This window comes from Micrococcus cohnii (assembly GCF_014205175.1).
In the GTDB taxonomy this organism is placed as follows: domain Bacteria; phylum Actinomycetota; class Actinomycetes; order Actinomycetales; family Micrococcaceae; genus Micrococcus; species Micrococcus cohnii.
Genome location: NZ_JACHNA010000001.1, coordinates 273,581 through 291,030, shown reverse-complemented (window position 1 = coordinate 291,030; position 17,450 = coordinate 273,581). Strand labels below are relative to the sequence as shown.

Annotated in this window: 20 protein-coding genes and 1 pseudogene; 13 read left to right on the top strand and 8 right to left on the bottom strand. The window is 68.7% G+C overall.

Going from position 1 to position 17,450, the window contains the following annotated elements; all coding sequences use genetic code 11:
- Positions 1-22: 22 nt before the first annotated feature.
- Complete coding sequence (locus HDA30_RS01305; protein ID WP_031943898.1) at positions 23-1,267, bottom strand: IS256 family transposase; 1,245 nt, start codon at positions 1,265-1,267, stop codon at positions 23-25.
- A gap of 532 nt (positions 1,268-1,799) precedes the next feature.
- On the opposite strand from HDA30_RS01305, the gene HDA30_RS01300 reads away from it, so the two are divergent.
- Complete coding sequence (locus tag HDA30_RS01300; protein WP_184240865.1) at positions 1,800-2,417, top strand: recombinase family protein; 618 nt, start codon at positions 1,800-1,802, stop codon at positions 2,415-2,417.
- A gap of 206 nt (positions 2,418-2,623) precedes the next feature.
- Here the strand turns inward: HDA30_RS01300 and HDA30_RS01295 are convergent, their stop codons facing one another.
- The 5 genes from HDA30_RS01295 to HDA30_RS01275 all read right to left on the bottom strand — a co-directional run bounded on the left by HDA30_RS01295 (position 2,624) and on the right by HDA30_RS01275 (position 6,229).
- On the bottom strand, positions 2,624-3,532 hold the full coding sequence (locus tag HDA30_RS01295; protein WP_036313825.1) for a cation diffusion facilitator family transporter: 909 nt from the start codon (positions 3,530-3,532) through the stop codon (positions 2,624-2,626).
- 30 nt (positions 3,533-3,562) lie between these two features.
- Positions 3,563-3,922, bottom strand: a complete 360-nt coding sequence (locus tag HDA30_RS01290; protein ID WP_246418674.1) for an ArsR/SmtB family transcription factor — start codon at positions 3,920-3,922, stop codon at positions 3,563-3,565.
- A 54-nt stretch (positions 3,923-3,976) separates the two neighbouring features.
- Positions 3,977-4,636 (bottom strand): vitamin K epoxide reductase family protein, encoded by a 660-nt coding sequence (locus tag HDA30_RS01285; protein WP_221419028.1) that lies wholly within the window; start codon positions 4,634-4,636, stop codon positions 3,977-3,979.
- Between the two features lie 61 nt (positions 4,637-4,697).
- A complete protein-coding gene (locus HDA30_RS01280) occupies positions 4,698-5,438 on the bottom strand; it encodes a DsbA family protein (protein ID WP_343059258.1) in 741 nt (246 codons plus the stop codon).
- A 41-nt stretch (positions 5,439-5,479) separates the two neighbouring features.
- On the bottom strand, positions 5,480-6,229 hold the full coding sequence (locus tag HDA30_RS01275; RefSeq protein ID WP_036313837.1) for a cytochrome c biogenesis CcdA family protein: 750 nt from the start codon (positions 6,227-6,229) through the stop codon (positions 5,480-5,482).
- 153 nt (positions 6,230-6,382) lie between these two features.
- Between HDA30_RS01275 and cmtR the strand changes: the two genes are divergently transcribed.
- The 3 genes from cmtR (at position 6,383) to HDA30_RS01260 (ending at position 9,351) form a co-directional block, all read left to right on the top strand.
- Positions 6,383-6,745 (top strand): Cd(II)/Pb(II)-sensing metalloregulatory transcriptional regulator CmtR, encoded by a 363-nt coding sequence (gene cmtR, locus HDA30_RS01270; RefSeq protein ID WP_184240864.1) that lies wholly within the window; start codon positions 6,383-6,385, stop codon positions 6,743-6,745.
- Entirely contained in the window at positions 6,742-8,697 is a 1,956-nt protein-coding gene (locus HDA30_RS01265) for a heavy metal translocating P-type ATPase (RefSeq protein WP_184240863.1), read from the top strand. Before cmtR ends, HDA30_RS01265 begins: the two co-directional genes overlap by 4 nt.
- 180 nt (positions 8,698-8,877) lie before the next feature.
- Positions 8,878-9,351, top strand: a complete 474-nt coding sequence (locus tag HDA30_RS01260) for a signal peptidase II (RefSeq protein ID WP_227718746.1) — start codon at positions 8,878-8,880, stop codon at positions 9,349-9,351.
- 45 nt (positions 9,352-9,396) lie between these two features.
- On the opposite strand, the gene HDA30_RS01255 is transcribed toward HDA30_RS01260, so the two are convergent.
- Both HDA30_RS01255 and HDA30_RS01250 read right to left on the bottom strand, forming a co-directional pair.
- Entirely contained in the window at positions 9,397-10,383 is a 987-nt protein-coding gene (locus tag HDA30_RS01255; protein WP_184240862.1) for an IS481 family transposase, read from the bottom strand.
- A gap of 71 nt (positions 10,384-10,454) precedes the next feature.
- Positions 10,455-11,183, bottom strand: coding sequence for an alpha/beta fold hydrolase (locus tag HDA30_RS01250; protein WP_015780342.1), 729 nt, complete (start codon positions 11,181-11,183; stop codon positions 10,455-10,457).
- 74 nt (positions 11,184-11,257) lie between these two features.
- On the opposite strand from HDA30_RS01250, the pseudogene HDA30_RS10715 reads away from it, so the two are divergent.
- The 9 genes and pseudogenes from HDA30_RS10715 to HDA30_RS01210 form a co-directional block, all read left to right on the top strand.
- Positions 11,258-11,431, top strand: a pseudogene (locus tag HDA30_RS10715) (HTH domain-containing protein); the annotation flags it as partial.
- Between the two features lie 66 nt (positions 11,432-11,497).
- The gene (locus HDA30_RS01245) at positions 11,498-11,950 is read left to right on the top strand and encodes a helix-turn-helix transcriptional regulator (protein ID WP_343059359.1); all 453 of its coding nucleotides are present in this window, start codon (positions 11,498-11,500) and stop codon (positions 11,948-11,950) included.
- A gap of 125 nt (positions 11,951-12,075) precedes the next feature.
- Positions 12,076-12,933 (top strand): tyrosine-type recombinase/integrase, encoded by an 858-nt coding sequence (locus tag HDA30_RS01240; protein WP_184240860.1) that lies wholly within the window; start codon positions 12,076-12,078, stop codon positions 12,931-12,933.
- Between the two features lie 71 nt (positions 12,934-13,004).
- Positions 13,005-13,499, top strand: coding sequence for a hypothetical protein (locus HDA30_RS01235; RefSeq protein WP_184240859.1), 495 nt, complete (start codon positions 13,005-13,007; stop codon positions 13,497-13,499).
- A 17-nt stretch (positions 13,500-13,516) separates the two neighbouring features.
- Positions 13,517-13,813 (top strand): glutaredoxin family protein, encoded by a 297-nt coding sequence (locus tag HDA30_RS01230; protein ID WP_184240858.1) that lies wholly within the window; start codon positions 13,517-13,519, stop codon positions 13,811-13,813.
- Positions 13,810-14,127, top strand: coding sequence for a hypothetical protein (locus HDA30_RS01225; RefSeq protein WP_184240857.1), 318 nt, complete (start codon positions 13,810-13,812; stop codon positions 14,125-14,127). The genes HDA30_RS01230 and HDA30_RS01225 overlap by 4 nt, the downstream gene beginning before the upstream one ends.
- Before the next feature lie 156 nt (positions 14,128-14,283).
- Positions 14,284-15,648 (top strand): MinD/ParA family ATP-binding protein, encoded by a 1,365-nt coding sequence (locus HDA30_RS01220; RefSeq protein ID WP_184240856.1) that lies wholly within the window; start codon positions 14,284-14,286, stop codon positions 15,646-15,648.
- A complete protein-coding gene (locus HDA30_RS01215) occupies positions 15,645-16,754 on the top strand; it encodes a peptidoglycan DD-metalloendopeptidase family protein (protein ID WP_184240855.1) in 1,110 nt (369 codons plus the stop codon). Before HDA30_RS01220 ends, HDA30_RS01215 begins: the two co-directional genes overlap by 4 nt.
- The gene (locus HDA30_RS01210) at positions 16,751-17,356 is read left to right on the top strand and encodes a hypothetical protein (RefSeq protein ID WP_184240854.1); all 606 of its coding nucleotides are present in this window, start codon (positions 16,751-16,753) and stop codon (positions 17,354-17,356) included. The genes HDA30_RS01215 and HDA30_RS01210 overlap by 4 nt, the downstream gene beginning before the upstream one ends.
- Positions 17,357-17,450 lie beyond the last annotated feature (94 nt).

The following is a 17,450-nucleotide window of genomic DNA, read 5'->3' as shown; positions in this document are numbered from 1 at the left end:
AACCGTCTTCGAGGCATGAGAATCAGGCCAGGGCCGGCATCACCTCCGTGCCCATCACGGTGCCCGGTTCTTGCGTGAGGGGCTCGCGGCAGCGGGCCAGCAGCTCGAGACCGAGGTACCGGCGGCCCTCGGCCCACTCATCCGTCTGCTCAGCCAACACGGCCCCCACGAGCCGCACCACGGCATCCCGGTTCGGGAAGATGCCCACCGCGTCCGTGCGGCGCCGGATCTCCCGATTCAGGCGCTCGGCAGGGTTGTTCGACCAGATCTGGGACCACACGTCCTTCGGGAACGAGATGAACGCGAGGATGTCCTCCCGAGCAGCATCGAGGTGCCCAGCCACGGCGGGCAACCGCTCGGCCACGTAGTCCAAGAGCCGGTCGAACTGGGCGTGCACCGCGGGCCCGTCAGGCTGGTCGTAGACGCTGTGGAGCATGGCCTTCACCGCCGGCCACATGGCCTTCGGGGTCACCGCCATCAGGTTCGCGGCATAGTGCGTGCGGCACCGCTGCCACACGGCCCCGGGCAGGTTCGCCGCGATGGCTTCGACCAGGCCACGGTGGGAGTCCGAAGTCACCAGTCTCACCCCGTGAAGGCCGCGGGCGACCAGATCAGCGAAGAACTCGTTCCACGCCGCGCCTGACTCCGTGGTGGCCACCCGCAGCCCGAGTACCTCACGTCGCCCGTCAGCGTTGACGCCGGTGGCGACCATGGCCACCGCGTTGATCACCCGACCACCCTCGCGAACCTTCATGGTCAGGGCGTCCGCGGCGAGGAACACGAACGGGCCGGCATCCCCCAGCGGGCGGTGCCGGAACGCGTCGATGTGCTCGTCCAGCTCGGCGGCCATCCGGCTGACCTGGGACTTCGAGAGCGAGTCGATGCCCAGCTGGCGCACGAGCTTGTCCATGCGTCGGGTGGAGACCCCAGCGAGGTAGCAGTCGGCGACGACCGTGATCAACGCGGACTCGGCCCGCTTGCGTCGCTCGAGCAGCCACTCTGGGAAGTACGTGCCGGCGCGCAGTTTCGGGATGGCCACGTCGATCGTGCCGGCGCGGGTGTCGAGGGGCCGGTGGCGGTACCCGTTGCGCTGTGCGGTGCGGGTATCAGAAGCGGTGCCGTACTCGGCGCCGCAGACCGCGTCTGCGTCAGCGCTGAGCAGGGCGTTGATCACGGTCTGCAGCAGGTGGCGCAACAAGTCCGGCGAGGCTTCGCCGATCGCTTCGCGTAGCAGGCGTTCAGGGTCGACAATGTGAGGAGCGGTCATCGTGGTGATGTCCCTTTCGAGAGTGCTGTGGAAGGTTCACTCGAAGGCTCCCACGGTGACCGCGTCCATGCTGGGGACGGTGTTGGCGGCCGGGGAGGGTTACACCACTATCAGGGACTCAACTCCATGACCTGCCCCGGACGCGAAGCCGAGGTGTTCCTGCCCCAACCGGACATTTCCCGCGACCCCGGCAGCACCGAACAAACCACGGACCCCACCGCCATCCGTTGGTAGGAGATCAAAAAGAACTTTCAGGCCGTCGTCGAGGAAGCCCGGACCACCCCCGAGACCGCCCGCCAACTCTTCAACTTCTGCACGATGTACCGCCGCGACAACGACGAAGTGATCCAAGGCGTCCGGAGCAATTTCACCGAGCTCGGCATCCCTTCGGACTACCTGTCACCATAGCTGCGCCGTGACCGTCTGCGAGACGTAGAATAAATGACCGGTTACGTGACAATATTTCTCAACACTTCGCTCTGCGGGCCTCGTGTCACATAAACGATCGAATAAATGACAGGGGTGGTGGGCGGTGCTCGTGGGGTACATGCGGGTGTCTAAGGCTGACGTCTCCCAGGCCACCGACCTGCAACGCGACGCCCTGCTCGAAGCCGGCGTGGAACCGGAGGCTCTGTACGAGGACAAGGCCTCCGGCAAGAGCGATGACCGTCCCCATCTGGCCGCGTGCCTGAAAGCGCTGCGGGCCGGGGATACCCTGCTGGTGTGGAAGCTGGACCGACTTGGCCGGGACCTGCGCCACCTGGTCAACATCGTGCACGAGCTCACCGAGCGGGGCGTGGGCCTGAAGGTGCTCACCGGCCAGGGGGCGGCGATTGACACCACGACCGCCTCCGGCAAGCTGGTGTTCGGGATCTTCGCCGCCCTGGCCGAGTTCGAACGCGAGCTGATCTCTGAACACACCAAGGCCGGCCTGGCCTCGGCCCGGGCCCGAGGCCGCAAGGGCGGCCGGCCCTACAAGATGACCCCGGCCAAGATCCGCCTGGCGATGGCCTCGATGGGGAACAAGGACACCAACGTCGGTGCCCTGTGTAAGGAACTGGGCATCACCCGCCAGACCCTCTACCGCCACGTCTCACCCACGGGGGAACTGCGCGAAGCCGGACAGAAGGTGCTGGCCCAACGCCGATGACCACCGCGGGCTGCGGAGCTGTGTGCCGCCGATGGTGACCCACCCGGGGGCGTGTCGTATGACGTGCCGTCGCGGGACGGACCACCGGACGGGTCATGCGGGATGTCCCTAGTGGCGTGCCACTGTTCATCCATGTCGGCTGCGGGTGTGTCCGGTGGGGGGGTTCCTCCTGCGGACGCGTCTATTGCTCAACCAGCCCCACTGGGTCAGTGGTGGGTGGGGTGTTCGTGGTGGGCGTGGGCGGCGGGTTCGAGTTGGAAGGTGGAGTGGTCGATCGCCACGTCGAAGTGCTCGGCGACGCAGTGTTGGAGCTGGTCCAGGATCTGGGGGGCGTGCCCGTCGTGGAAGCAGTGGTCCTCGACGACGACGTGGGCGCTGAGCACGGGGACCCCGGTGGCGATCTGGGAGGCGTGCAGGTCGTGCACGGACACCACGTGCGGCACCGCTTCAAGGTGGTCCCGAACCTCGGCGAGGTCCAGGTCCCGGGGGGTGGATTCGAGCAGGATGTGCGCGGCCTCGGCCAGGATCTTCAGGGTGCGGGGCACAATCAACACGGCGATGAGCATCCCGGCCACGGCGTCGGCCTGCGCCCAGCCGGTGGTGGCGATGACCAGGGCGCTGGCGATCACGGCCACCGAGCCCAGCGCATCGTTGAGGACCTCCAGGAACGCGGCGCGCATGTTCAGGTTGGCCCCGCGGCCGGAGCCGAGGACGGCCAGCGAGGCGAGGTTACCGGCCAAGCCGAGGATCCCGAACAGCAGCAGAGGGCCGGAGGCTACCTCGGGCGGGGCGAACAGTCGCTGCAGGCCCTCGATGAAGGCGTAGAGACCCACGGCCAGCAGGATGGCGGCCTGGGCCAGGGCGGCCAACACCTCGGCGCGCAGGAACCCCCAGGTGCGCCGGGCCGTGGGCGGCCGGGCCATCAGGGTGGAGGCCAGCAGGGCCATCAGCAACCCGCCAGCGTCGGTGAGCATGTGCGCCGCGTCCACCAGTAGGGCCAGGCTGCCGGTGATCAGCGCCCCGGCCACCTCGGCCAACAGCACCGCCGTGGTGATGGCGAAAGCGACCGCCAGCCGCCAGCGGTGCGCCGGCGAGGCGTGGTGGTGTGCACCCATTAACTGTGTCCTCCTTCTCCGGGACCGGGCTCAGGCCGCGGCGGGGCCGTCGGGGCCCGGGGTGCCGGAGTGTGGGCAGAGCTCGACCGCGTGCCCGGTGACCGTCAGCAGCCGCTCGGCGGCGGCCAGCACCTGAAGCAGCTCGGGCTCGGCGGCCAGGGCGTACAGCGAGGCCCGGCCCACCGGCCGGGAGGCCACCAACCCGCAGCCGGCCAGGCAGGCCAGGTGCGCACTGACCGTGGACTGGGCCAACCCGAGGTGCTCGGTCAGCTCGCGCACCTTGTGCTCCCCGGTGGCCAGGTGCCGCAGGATCGCCAACCGGGTGGGGTCGGAGAACCCGTGGAACAGCGCCGCCGCCGGGGACACCCCCGGCTCCTTAATCATCGTCATACGACGATGATAGCGCCTTCAGTCGATAATGGCGAGGTCGCGCCCCAGGACCGGTCAGAAGCCGGTGAAGGCGGGGAGGAACTGGACGAAGACCGAGCCGGCGACGGCGACGTAGGCGACGGCGATGAGGGTCCCGGCCCAGCCGGTGGCGAACCGGACCACCCCCGGCGGGGCGGGGATCACGCCGTGGGCGAGGTTGCGGGCGGTGAGCAGGAGGAACAGGGGGATCATGGCCGCCCAGACGATCATGCAGTACAGGCAGAGGATGTAGATCTCGTACAGGGCCTGGAACCACAGCCAGGCCACGAACCCTATCCCGAGGGTGACCCCGGCCTGCAGCCCGAGCCAGTACCCGCGGCCGGGCCGGGCCCCGGAGAGCACGACCATCGCGGTGGAGATCACCACGGAGAAGGCGACGATGCCGATCAGCGGGTTGGGGAAGCCGAACAGCTCGGACTGCCAGGTGCCCATGACCCGTCCGCAGGACACCCAGGGGTTGATGTCACAGCTGGTGGTGTGGCCGGGGTTCTCGTAGAGGGCGAGGCGTTCGAGGACCAGGGTCGCCGAGGCGATCCAGCCGACGGCGCCGGTGACGAGCAGCACCAGGCCGAAGGCCCGGCGCCCGGTGAACCACGCCGGGGCCGGCGCCGGGCCGGCTGCCGATACTGGGGAGGCGGCGCTCGGGGCGGTGGGCTCGGTGAGCCGGTCGGTCATGGGAAGTCCTTTGCTCTCGGTCCTCTGCTCTGGCCCGTGTGGCCGCGGATGGTCCGGGCGGTCAGTCCTGGGTGGCGGCCTCGACGGCGGCGGTGAACTCTTCCAGGCTGTTCACGGTGAGCGGCTCACCGTCGAGGTAGAAGGTCGGGGTCCCGGCCACGCCCAGGGCGGTGCCGTCGGCCACGTCCAGCTCGACCCGGTCCCGGGTGGCCGGGTCGGCCACCGCGGCATCGTAGGCGGCCATGTCCAGGCCCAACTCTTCGGCGTAGGCCCGGAAGACCGGGCTGCGGTCCTCCGTGGTGTGGCTCCACTCGGTCTGGGTCTCGAACATCTTCTGGTACATCGACTCGTAGGCGCCCTGCTGGGCAGCGGCCTCCACGGCGATGGCCGCGGTGACCGAGTTCGGGTGGCCCGGCAGCGGGAAGTACCGGTGCACGAAGGTCACGGTGTCCGCATACTCGGCGCGCAGGTCCTCCACGAAGGGGTAAGCCGCCGCGCAGGCCTCGCACTCGAAGTCCAGGAACTCCACCAGCACGGCCTTCTCATTGGGGGCCTGCGAGAGCACCCGGCTATTCTCCCGCACCAACTGACCGGCAGACCCAGTCGACTGCCCGGTGGACTGGGCGGTGGACTGGTTGGGGTCCTGCTGCTGGGCGGTGGCGGTCCCGCGGGCCACAAGGTAACCGATGAGGGCGGCGGCCATGACCAGGCCCAGCAGCACCCAGACCACGATCTTGGCCCGGCGCTGCCGGGACGGGGTGGGAGAAGACGGGGTGGAAGCGGTAGGGTCAGGGGAAGTCACGAGCGGTCCAATCCGTGAGGTGGGGGCGTGTGCGGGCGGGGTTAGACGGGGGTGGTGAAGGTGCCGGCCAGGTTCTGCAGCTGGTAGATCCACAGGGTCCAGATCCCGGTGACCATCAGCACCCCGACGAGCACCAGCAGTACCCCGCCGATGATGTTGAAGGCGCGGATGTGGCGGCGGACGAAGCCCAGCGTTCGGGTGACCCAGTCCAGGCCCATCGCCACCAGCACGAAGGGGATGCCCAGGCCCAGACAGTAGAGGAAGCCCAGCAGGGCCCCGCGCCAGGGGTCCCCGGTGGTGGTGCTCAACGCCAGCACGGCGCTGAGGGTCGGGCCCATACACGGGGTCCAGCCCAGGCCGAAGACCACCCCGAGCAGCGGGGCCCCGGCGATCCCGGTCCTGGGCTGGAAGGACATCCGCCGGGTGTTCTGCAGGAACGGCAGCCAGCCGATGAGCACCAGGCCCATCAGGATCACGAACACCCCCAAGGCCCGGATCAGCGCGTCCTGCCACTGCAACAGCCACCCGCCGATCACCCCGAAGGCGGCCCCGTAGAGGGTGAACACCGCGGCGAAGCCCATAATGAACAGTCCCACCCCGGTCATCACCCGGCGCCGGTTGTCCGCCCGGCGCGGGTCGGCCAGCCCGGAGACATACCCCAGGTATCCGGGCACCAGCGGCAAAATGCACGGGGAGAGGAAGGACACCAGCCCGGCGACCACGGCCAGCGGCATCGCCACCAGCAGTGCCCCGGACTGGACCATCTCGGCGAAGAACCCACCCAGGCTCATGGCCGTCCTCCTCGGCCCCGGCAGCGGCGATGCGGGAAGGTGGGGCAGCAACGGGCAGTCACGGAGGGTCCTCACTGATTCAATCGATCGGGGTCGCCCGGCCCGGGCGAAACCCCGCAAGAGACTACTAGCACAGGCTGTATAGTTCACCACATGCTGACGATTGCGACACGGTTGGACGTGATGAACCGGCTGGGCCGGGCGATGGCCGACCCCACCCGATCCCGGATCCTGCTGTCCCTGCTGGAGGGCCCCGGGTATCCGGCCGAGCTGGCCCAGGCCCTGAGGCTGAGCCGGTCGAACGTGTCGAACCACCTGGCCTGCCTGCGGGACTGCGGGATCGTGGCCGTTGAGCACCAGGGCCGCCGCACCCGGTACGCGATCGTCGATGCGCACCTGGCCCGGGCGCTGAGCAGTCTGCTCGAGGTGACCCTCGCGGTGGATGCCTCCGCGCCCTGCCTGGACCCGGGCTGCCCGGTACCCGGGTGCTGCGACACGGCGGAGGTGGCCTCGTGAGCGCCGCCTGCGGCTGCGAGGCCCCGACCCCCACTCCCGGTGCACCCGAGGAGCACGAGGAGCACCGGCCGTGGTGGCGCGATGCAGCCATCCTGCTCCCGGCGCTCTCCGGGCTGGCGTTCCTCTCCGGGCTGGTCCTGGAATGGTCCGGGGCCGGTCTCGTGGCCACGGTGGTGTTCTGGGTCGGGCTGGTGCTGGGCGCCTGGACCTTCGTGCCCGGGGCGCTGCGCGGATTGTTCACCCGGGGCCGGCTCGGGATCGGACTGCTGATGACGATCAGCGCCATCGGCGCGGTGATCCTGGGCTACATCGAGGAGGCCGCCGCCCTGGCGTTCCTGTACTCCATCGCCGAGGCCCTGGAAGACAAGGCTATGGACCGGGCCCGGGCGGGCCTGCGCGCCCTGCTGAAACTGGTGCCCGAGACCGCGACCATCCGGGCCGGCGGGGCCACGGTGGAGGTCGAGGCCAAGGACCTGCGACCCGGGCAGGTGCTCGTGGTCCGGCCCGGGGAACGGGTCGCCACCGACGGGATCGTGCGTACCGGGCGCAGTTCCCTGGACACCTCGGCGATCACCGGCGAGTCCATCCCGGTCGAGGTCGGCCCGGGAGACACCGTCTCGGCCGGGTCGATCAATACCGCCGGGGCCCTGGAGATTGACGCCACCGCCGCCGGCACCGACAACTCCCTGACCACCATCGTGCACCTGGTCGAACAGGCCCAGGCCGAGAAGGGGGACCGGGCCCGGCTGGCCGACCGGATCGCGAAGCCCCTGGTGCCCGGGGTGCTCATCCTGGCCGTGCTCGTCGCGGCCCTCGGGTCCCTGCTCGGGGACCCGGAACTGTGGATCACCCGCGCCCTGGTGGTGTTGGTGGCCGCCTCGCCCTGCGCGCTGGCCATCGCGGTGCCGGTCACCGTGGTCTCGGCGATCGGCGCGGCCAGCCGGTTCGGGGTGGTCATCAAATCCGGGGCCGCCTTCGAGCGCCTCGGCGGGATCCGCCACCTGGCGGTGGACAAGACCGGGACCCTGACCCGCAACCAGCCCACCGTCACCGCCGTGCTCGCCGCCCCCGGCATCACCGAGGACCAAGTGCTGGGCTGGGCCGCGGCACTGGAACAGCACAGCACCCACCCGTTGGCCGCGGCCATCACCGCTGCCACCCCGGACACGCCCGCGGCCGAGGGCGTCACCGAGACCGCCGGGCACGGGATCACCGGCCGCCTGGACGGGGCTACCGTCACCGTCGGCAGCCCCCGCTGGCTGGCCCCCGGCCCCCTGGCGGCCCAGGTCCAGGGGCTGGAGGACCAGGGCATGACCGTGGTCATCATCCACCGCGACGGGGCGGTCGCCGGGGCCATCGGGGTCCGTGACGAACTGCGCCCTGAGGTCCCCACCGTCGTGACCACCCTGACCGGCCAGGGCATCGACCTGACCATGCTCACCGGGGACAACGCCCGCACCGCCCGGGCGATCGCCGACCAGGCCGGCATCGACGACGTGCGCGCCGAGTTGCGCCCCGAGGACAAGGCCACCGCCGTCCACCAGTTGACCGGCACCCGGCCCACCGCGATGATCGGTGACGGCATCAACGACTCTCCCGCCCTGGCCGCCGCCGAGGTCGGCATCGCCATGGGCGCCACCGGCTCGGACGCAGCCATCGAATCCGCCGATGTCGCCTTCACCGGCCACGACCTGCGCCTGATCCCCCAAGCTCTGGCCCACGCCCGCCGCGGCCGGGCCATCATCAATCAGAACATCATTCTCTCGCTGCTGATCATCGCCGTGCTGCTGCCGCTGGCCATCACCGGCGTCCTCGGCCTGGCCGCCGTGGTCCTGGTCCACGAGGTCGCCGAGGTCATCGTCATCGGCAACGGCCTGCGCGCCGCCACCACCCGACGCACCGCCCTGGAACCCCTCACCGACCGGCAAGCCCAACCCGCCACCACGGGATGAGCTCCTACCGTGCCTGCGGGACAGAGACGCCCAGGCCCGGTGAGACCCGACCTGTCCGGTCCATCCGGTACCTGCCAGCGATTTCACAGGTCGCGCCGGGGTCAGCAGATTCACTGAGGCGCCGGGAAGCGGGCGCATCGCGAAAGGACACGAATGAACCACCGGCGCAGGTACCCCCTGGTGCTCTTGACCATTGCGATCGGGGCCGGCGTAGTGGTCCTGGACCAGGTGACCAAGTGGTGGGCGGAGAACAGCCTGTCCACGGGCGAGCGAGTCCCGCTCCTGGGTGAGCTGCTCGGGCTCCAGCTGGCCTACAACCCCGGGGCGGCCTTCTCGTTCGGGGCCAACTCGACCTGGATCTTCACCATCATCTCGGCGGTGGCGGTCGCCGCGGCGATCTGGTTCACCCTCCGGGTCCGTACCGTGTCCTGGGCGATCGTGATCGGGTGTCTCGGCGGCGCGGTGACTTCCCACCTGGGTGACCGGCTCCTGCGCCCACCGTCATTCGGGCAAGGCCACGTGGTGGACTTCCTCGCCTACGGGAACTGGTTCATCGGCAACATCGCGGACATCTTCATTGTCGGCGGGGCGCTGGCCGCGGTCCTCCTGACCGCCACGGTGCCCGACCGGGGCACCGTCGACGCCGCGCGATAACCACTACTAGGACTCCCCTCCGCGGCCCGCTGCAGTCGGTCCCCCCTAGGTGTACTGACCGGACACGTTGATCAATCGTGAGGAGGACGGCTGGTTGCCGCAGGCGGTATGCGGACGGTGTTCGTTGTACTGGTGCAGCCAGTCCGGCAGGGCGTCACATTTTTCTTGCTCGCTGGTGTAGCAGCGGGTGTACGCCCACCCGTCGGTCATGGTCCGGTGGAAGCGCTCCACTTTTCCGTTGGTCTGCGGCCGGTACGGACGGGCCCGCTTCGGGGTGATCGATAGGGCCTCGCAGGTGTCGCGCCACAGGTGTGACCGGTATGCCCCGCCGTTGTCAGACAGCACCCGTTCGATGGTGACACCGCGGTCTGCGAACCACTCGTCCGCCCGGTGCAGGACGGCGACGGCGGTGATGGCGGTCTTGTCGTCGTGGACCTCGGTGTACGCGACGCGGGAGTGGTCGTCGATGACGGTGTGCACGAACGCGTACCCGAGCTTTGGGTTGTGCCACTTGCTCTTCGGCTTCCCGGGCGTGGCGGCACGGTTGCGTTCGCCTTGGAGTCGGCCGACATAGCGCCAGCCGCCGCCGTCGGGGAAATTCCCGAACTTCTTCACGTCCACGCGCACCAGCGAGCCGGGATGGGGGTGTTCGTACCGGCGGATCGGCTCGCCGGTGGCACGGTCGACGTAGGACAGCCGCTTGAGGCGTGCCGTCGTGAGGATTCGGTACACCGTCGATGGCGCGATGCCGAGTCGAGCGGCGAGCTGAACTGGGCCTTCGCGCAACCGCATTCGCAGGCTGACGCACCGCTTGGTCACCGTCTTCGGGGTCTTGTGCGGCGACACCCTCGGGAGCGAAGACCGGTCTTCCATGGACTCACCGGCGAGGTAGCGGTCGGCCCACCGCTTCACCGTCGGCCAGGACACCTGGAACCGAGCGGCCACCTCGCTGATCGGCCAGCCATCCTCGACGACGAGGCGAGCGACCTGCAGGCGGTGGCGGGGTGTCAGGGCGGCGTTCTTGTGGCTCATGGGGGGCTTTCGGAACGGGATGAAGGGGGTCAGCGGCAATGGCTGCCCCCCCTTCATCGGTGACGAGGAACTCAGGAGGCGAGAGCGGCGGCAGCGATCGCGTTGGCCAGATCTTCAGAGCGGCTCCACATCGGCCAGTGACCAGTGGGCAGGTCGACGATCTGGACGTCGATCAGGTCGTTGACGGCGGCGAACATGGGGTGTCGTGCCTGGGCCAGCTCAAGGACCTGGTTGGACGGCAGGGAGCAGCAGATCAGGGTGGTCGGCACACTGTGGCGCCGATCATTGGTCAAGGAGACCGTGGCGCGGGCGACACCTGCAGGCTCGGGGACAGCGCGGGCGCGGAAGGTCTTGAGCTGACCGTCGCTGAGCCCTTCGAGGCTGGCCTGCTGACCGAGCGTGTCAAAGTCGGGCAGCGGGAGCTCCTCGATGTCCTGCGGGAGCTCCGGCGCGAAGGCTCCTCCGTCTGGCATGGGCCCGGAATCGACCCAGATGACCCGGCGGAGCAACTGGGGGGTCCTGTCCGTGACGGTGCTCACCGCGGCGTTGGCGCCGCTATGCCCCACGAGAACGACGTCGCCGCCGGCCTGTTCGACAAGGGCCTGGAGGGCATCGACCTGGTCCTGCAGAGTGGTGTTCTTCCGATTGGGATCCTGCTCGTCGAGGCCCGACGGAGTGATGGCCTCGACGTCGAGCCCCTGCTCCTTTAGGGCGGGCACCACGTCATCCCAGGCCCAGGCGCCGAGCCAGTAGCCGGGAACGAGGATCACGTGCGGTTGGTCCGTTGCGTTTGATGTCATGTGCTCGATGCTGGCAGGGCTCCTGGACAACGGAGTGGCACTATTTATGACATGAATATGGCGATGGTTTCCTGATGAAGCGTTCGGAACGCCTCCACGCGCTGTCGGAGGCCCTCAGGCGCAGCGGGAAGCGTGGGAGGAGTGCTGGGGGACTTGCCCGTGAATTCGGGGTGTCTGTCCGGACCATCAAACGAGACCTGACGGCACTCGAAGCTTCCGGGGTGCCGCTGTGGTCCCGCCCTGGTCCAGGCGGCGGGTACGGGATCGTAGAAGGTGGCTCCCTGCCGCCGATCGCGTTGTCACCGGCTCAAGCCTTGGCACTGCTGGCAGCGGTCAAGGCCGCACCCGATGCGCCGTACTCGGATCTCGCGGCAGCCGCCGTCCGCAAGATCGTGGATGTCCTCGACCCGCACACTCGCGAGCAGGTGAGCGAGCTCGCGCAGCGCGTCTGGGTCGACTCGCCCCCCAGCACCTCTCGGTCCGTCCGCTCGACCTGCGAACAGGCCATGACAGATCAACGAGTGCTGCGCATCCACTTCGTCTCCGCCGCTGGCGAGCACACCCGTCGTGACGTCGAGCCCATTCTGTTCGCCGGCACCCGTGGTAGCTGGTACCTCATCGGGTGGTGTCGACTGCGCGGCGGTGTGCGGTGGTTCTCTCTCGACCGCATTCGCAAGGCTACGCTCACGCGCCATCCATGCTCGGGCCACACCGTCGACGAGATCGGCACACCACCGGACACCGCCGCCAGCGTCACCTTGGACTGAACTCGATCGGGTCGATCAACGTCTCCGGTCAGTACACCTAACCCTCACCGAACGTTCACATGGGGCTGTCGAAACCTCGACAGCCCCAACGTTTTTGCCCAGCCTCCACGGGACACACTCGACCCATGCTGGAGGCCCTGATGTCCCATGCCACGCTGACCGCCTTCGAGACCTGGCTCTCGGTGTACCGGCGCCCCCGAACCGTCAAGAACCGCGTGCACTACGCACGTCGCCTCAGCGACTGGGCGGACGACCAGCAACTCAGCATCTGGGACCTCACCCCTACGCACATCACCGACTGGCTCCTCACGGTCGGCTCGTCCCCCTCGACCCGCAAGAACGCCGCAGACGCCATCCGCGTGTTCTACCGATGGGCCGTAGAGACCGACCGCACTACCGCGAATCCCGCCGCGCACCTACCCCGCATCACCGTGCCCCGCGGACTCCCCCGACCGACACCCGATCACGTCCTACACCGGGCCATCGCCCAATGCACCCGCCCAGCCGACATCCTCATGCTCCTCCTCGGCTCCCTCAGCGGCCTCCGAGTCTCCGAAATGGCCCACCTGAAGGCCGAGGACATCCGGGACGGCTTCATTCACGTCACCGGCAAGGGCGGCAACATCCGCTACGTCCCGGTCCACCCACTCCTTACCGAAGCCCTTGTCCTCGCCCCCTCAAAAGGGTGGATCTTCCCGTCGAACCGGAACCCCAGCGGCCACTACCTCGCCGCTTCGATCACGCAGCGTCTCAACGACCTCCTCGATGACGGCTGGACCGCGCACACGCTCCGCCACCGGTTCGCCACCCACGTCTACACCGCGTCCCTCGACATCCTCAGCCTCCGCGACCTCCTCGGCCACGCCGACGTCGCCACAACGATGGTCTACACCCGCGTCACCGCCGAAAAACTCGCCCGCGACGTCGCCGCAATCCGCGCCCTGCCCGACATGACCGCACGCGTGCACGACCTCGCCTGCTAAGACAGACACACCTGCGCCGCCCCCACCCGCGAATCCCGTACGTCCCACTAACCACGACGACAGGATTACCAGTGCCCATTCGCACCAAACTCTCCATCGACTTCAGCTGCGGCCACACCGAGACCGTCGACCTCGCCCACGTCCCCGCCGGACGTCGGAAGGCCCACGCCTTCGGTCTCGGCAAGAACCGCGTCTGCACGAAGTGCTTCCGCGCCAAGGGCAAGCAGGAACTCGAACAGCTCAACCGCCAACTGTTGCTCGATGCCGCCGAGTTCGAGCAGCAGCACGACCTGCCCGACCTGACCGGCTCCGAGAAGCAGATCAACTGGGCCACCCGCGCCCGCTTCCAAGCCCTGTCCGAAATCGTGGACTCCGACGAGACCCCTGACGACCAGGCCCAGGCCCAGCAGGTCCTCCACACCGCCCGCACGCTCACCCGCTCGGGATGGTGGATCGACAACACCACTGACAAGGACCTCACCGTCGAAGACATCACTGAGCTGATCCTCACCGCCGATGAATCCAACGACGACACCGAGACCGTCGAGAACGAGAACCCGTTCTGATGCAGAAGGACGACGTCATGAACACCCCGATCACCGTCTACGGCCAGCCGTCCTGCCAGCCCTGCCGCCTCGTGCAGCGCAGACTCGACCGCGACCAGGTGCCCTACGACTACGTCGACCTCACTCAGCACCCCGACAAGCTCGAGCAGCTCCGCGACGCAGGCATGACGCAGACCCCGATCATCGAGACCCCCACCGACCGGTGGTCCGGCCTCGACCCCGACCGGCTGAACCGGGCCATCGAGCACGCTCAGGCAGACATGGCCACCACCGCGCAGCCGAGCGTGACCGGCCCCGACCTCGACCGCACATGACCGCTCTGCACGTCAGTGCGATCTCCGCGCTCTCGGCCGTGCTCGTCATGTGCCCGCTGGCCTATGCCCTCTTCCGATGGTCGCAGGCCAACTCCCGGCACCCAGGACACCTCACATTCCGACTCTCCCGACGGGCAGCACAGCTCATGCTGCTCCACACCCTCATCGGTGCCGCCGGAATGACCATCGTTCACCTGCACTCCGACCAGCCACACACCGGCCCGACGAGCACCGCACTGACCTGCACCCTGTCCATCGTCACCGCACTCAGCGTCGTCCTACGACGGCCACGCCCACACGAGCAGCACACCTGACCCCGACTCATCACCACCTGGCCACCGACCGCGCCCATGCGGACGGTGGCCACAGTCATGTCCGGCCACGGACACACATCCCTGCACCCCCTGACCGAATCCAGTACGGACACCAGCTCGGAGCACTGGCCACTCGACCATCTTCAGGAGGACACCATGACCACAACCCTGCACCTGACCGGACAGGTCACCCTGACCGACACGACCGGCACCCGCCTGCCCGCCACCGACCTGGACACAGCGCTGGCCACCGTGGCCACCTCCAAGCCCGGCCGGACACCCACGATCCGCGTGACCGGACACCACCCCGGACTGACCATCGACCCGGACACCTTCACCGTAACCACCGACGGTCACACGACCCCGGCCCCCGACGCCACAGACACCCCCACCTACGGACTGTCCTACAGCGACTTCACTCTCACCGACCCAACCGGCAAGCCCTCCCCCGTGCAGACCACCGGCCTGACCCGCATCGGCCAGGCCACCGCCGACTACCTGAACAACCCCGTCACCATCACCTCCGACCTACCCGGCGTGAATGACCTGCATTTCACCCCGGCCCCGGACACCGCACATGAGCCGGCCCCGCTGTCTTCAACCGCTGAGGCGTTCGCCACGCGCACCCGCGCCGACCGCCACCGCCAGGCCCCCGCCCGTGAAGGCTGGCGCGGAGCCCTCAACGAAGTCTTCGGCCTGACCCTGGCCCCCTCCGCCGACGAGCTGCACGCCCGCGAGCTCACCGCGACCGTGCAGCGCGGCCTGCCCGGCCACCGCACCGCCGTCGTCGTGAACATCAAGGGCGGGGCCAGCAAAACCACGGCCACGTTCCTGCTCGCGGCCACGCTCGGCCGAGTCCGCGGCGGCACCGTCCTGGCCTGGGACAACAACGAGAACTCCGGGAACCTCGCCGACCGCGCCCGCCCGGCAGCGCACCAGCACACCGCCCTGGACCTGCTCGACCGCATCGAGGACTTCACAACCCCCGAGCACGCCGACAAGCTCAGCGGCTTCATCCGCCCCCAGGGAGATGACCGGTTCCACGTCCTGGCTTCCCAGGACCACGCCGGTGACCGCGAGGTCATCGACGCCGCCGCGTTCCGCAAGATGCACTCCGCCCTGCGCCAGTTCTACAGCCTGGCCGTCATCGACACCGGCAACGCCTCGACCGCCCCGACCTGGCAGGCAGCCGTCGACGTCGCGGACGAGTTCGTCATCGCGATCACCAACAAGGAAGATGCGGCAAGGAGGGCGTTCGTGACCATCGACGCGCTCCGCAAGACCGGGCACGCCGACAAGCTCGCCAACTCCATCGCGGTCATCACCCAGCCCTCCGAGGCATCCGCCGAGCGCCTGGCCAAGGTGCAGGAGCTGCTGGCCGACCACGTGCGGGCCGTGATCGTCGTGCCGTTCGACCCGGCCCTCGACGAGGGCGACGAAATCCACTGGGACGCGCTGCACCGTGACACCCGCCGCGCCTACCTCGAAGCCACCGCGGCGCTCGTGGAGGGCCTGGCATGAAACGAACCGCCGTCGGAATCGTCGGCATCATCAGCATCATGCTCGCGCTGCTGATCGTGCCCGTCACGCTGGCGCTCAGCAGCTCCCTCATCCCCGACGACGGCCCACGCGGACCCCGTACCTCGCTGATCTGTGAAGAAGGCGACGCCGGATCCGCGCAGATCCCGGACAAGTACCGGCGAGACATCGCTGAGGCTGCGAAAGTCTCCGGACTCAGCCAGGAAGTGCTGGCCGCCCAGATTCGCACCGAGTCGAACTGGCAAGAGGACGCCACTAGCCCCTCCGACGCCCGAGGACTCGGCCAGGTCAAGGACATCGCCTGGAAAGACGTCGGCGCGACCGGCGACCCCTACAACGGCCACGACTCCATCCGGGCAATGGGCCTCGTCCACGCCAAACACCGGTCCCAGCTCGAGGACCGCGTGCGCGGCCTCAAGGGCGACGAACGCGAACAGGAACTCGTCAAACTCATGCTCAGCGCGTACCGGCTCGGCGCAGGCGTCGTTGAACAGCACGACGGCGTCCCCGACCGCCCCGAGATCCGCGACTACCTCCACAAGATTCTCGGCCCCGGCGTCCAAGAGGTCACCACCGACTGCTCCACCAAGGAAGAGCCCATCACCGAGGACATCCCCGACGGCGAATGGACCCACCCCCTTCCGGGTGGCCGCTTCACCAGCCCTTTCGGTTACCGCGGCTGCATCCCTGGCGTTCGGTGCACCGAGGACGTCAAGAACCACAACGGCGTCGACTTCTCGACCCCCGGCTCGGACGTGACCACCGTCGTGGCCCCCACGAACATGAAGATCACGCAGGTCTACACCCACGGCGCGCAGATCGTCATCGGCCGTCAGGAAGGCGACCCCGGCCTCGTCTTCAGCTTCGTGCACTGCGCCGAGGACAGCCACCGGGTCAAGGTCGGAGACAAGCTCTCCCCCGGAGACCCGATCTGCACCGAAGGCAACACCGGCGAGTTCTCTCAGACCGCGCACCTGCACTTCCAGATCAACGAACCATCAGCCCCGGATGATCGCTACTCGCGCGGCACAGCGACTGCCGTTGACCCCGAGCCGATCCTGATTCAGCAAGGAGTGAGCCTCGAATGAGCCCCGCGACCCGCACAACCCGACACCGAATCCTGCTCGGCATCATCACCGCCGCCGTCGCCCTGGTCCTCGCCGGTGGCGCGTGGGCCATGTTCGGCGCACCCATCACCGCCGACCCAGAGCCGCAGCCATCCCCCACGACGGCAGCTGCCTCCAGCGGCGCCCCCGCCCCGGCCAGCTCCTCGCCCACCACGGCTGCCGCGAGCACTCCCGAGGCCGACACGAAGGAGGAGCGCATCGCTCTAGAGGCAGCCCGGATCATGACGACCTGGGACACCACGAAGGACGCCAACGACTCCGACGCCGAGGCCCGCGCGAAGCACCTGATGACGAAGAAGTGCGCGGACAAGGTCCTCACCGGTGATTGGGACACCACGAACAAGGTGTGGTGGCAGGCCGCGAAGCACGAGGGCCGTTCCGTCCCCGAGGTCGAGCTCACCCCGCACGGCGACAAGGGCCGAGTCCGCGTCATGGCCACGTGGCATTGGACGAACGACGATGGCGAGACCCTGGACGACCCCACCCGTCGCGCGTTCGTGTTCACCTTCACCGACGATCGCAAGCCCAGGATCAGCGACTACACGTGGCGCGACCTGAACTGACCCGGTTACGCTGACACACGGCGGCTGGACCCATCCCCCCTCCAGGTCGGCCGCCCACCCCCGAGGCCCCTCCAGCACGTCCCGTTCCGCTGGA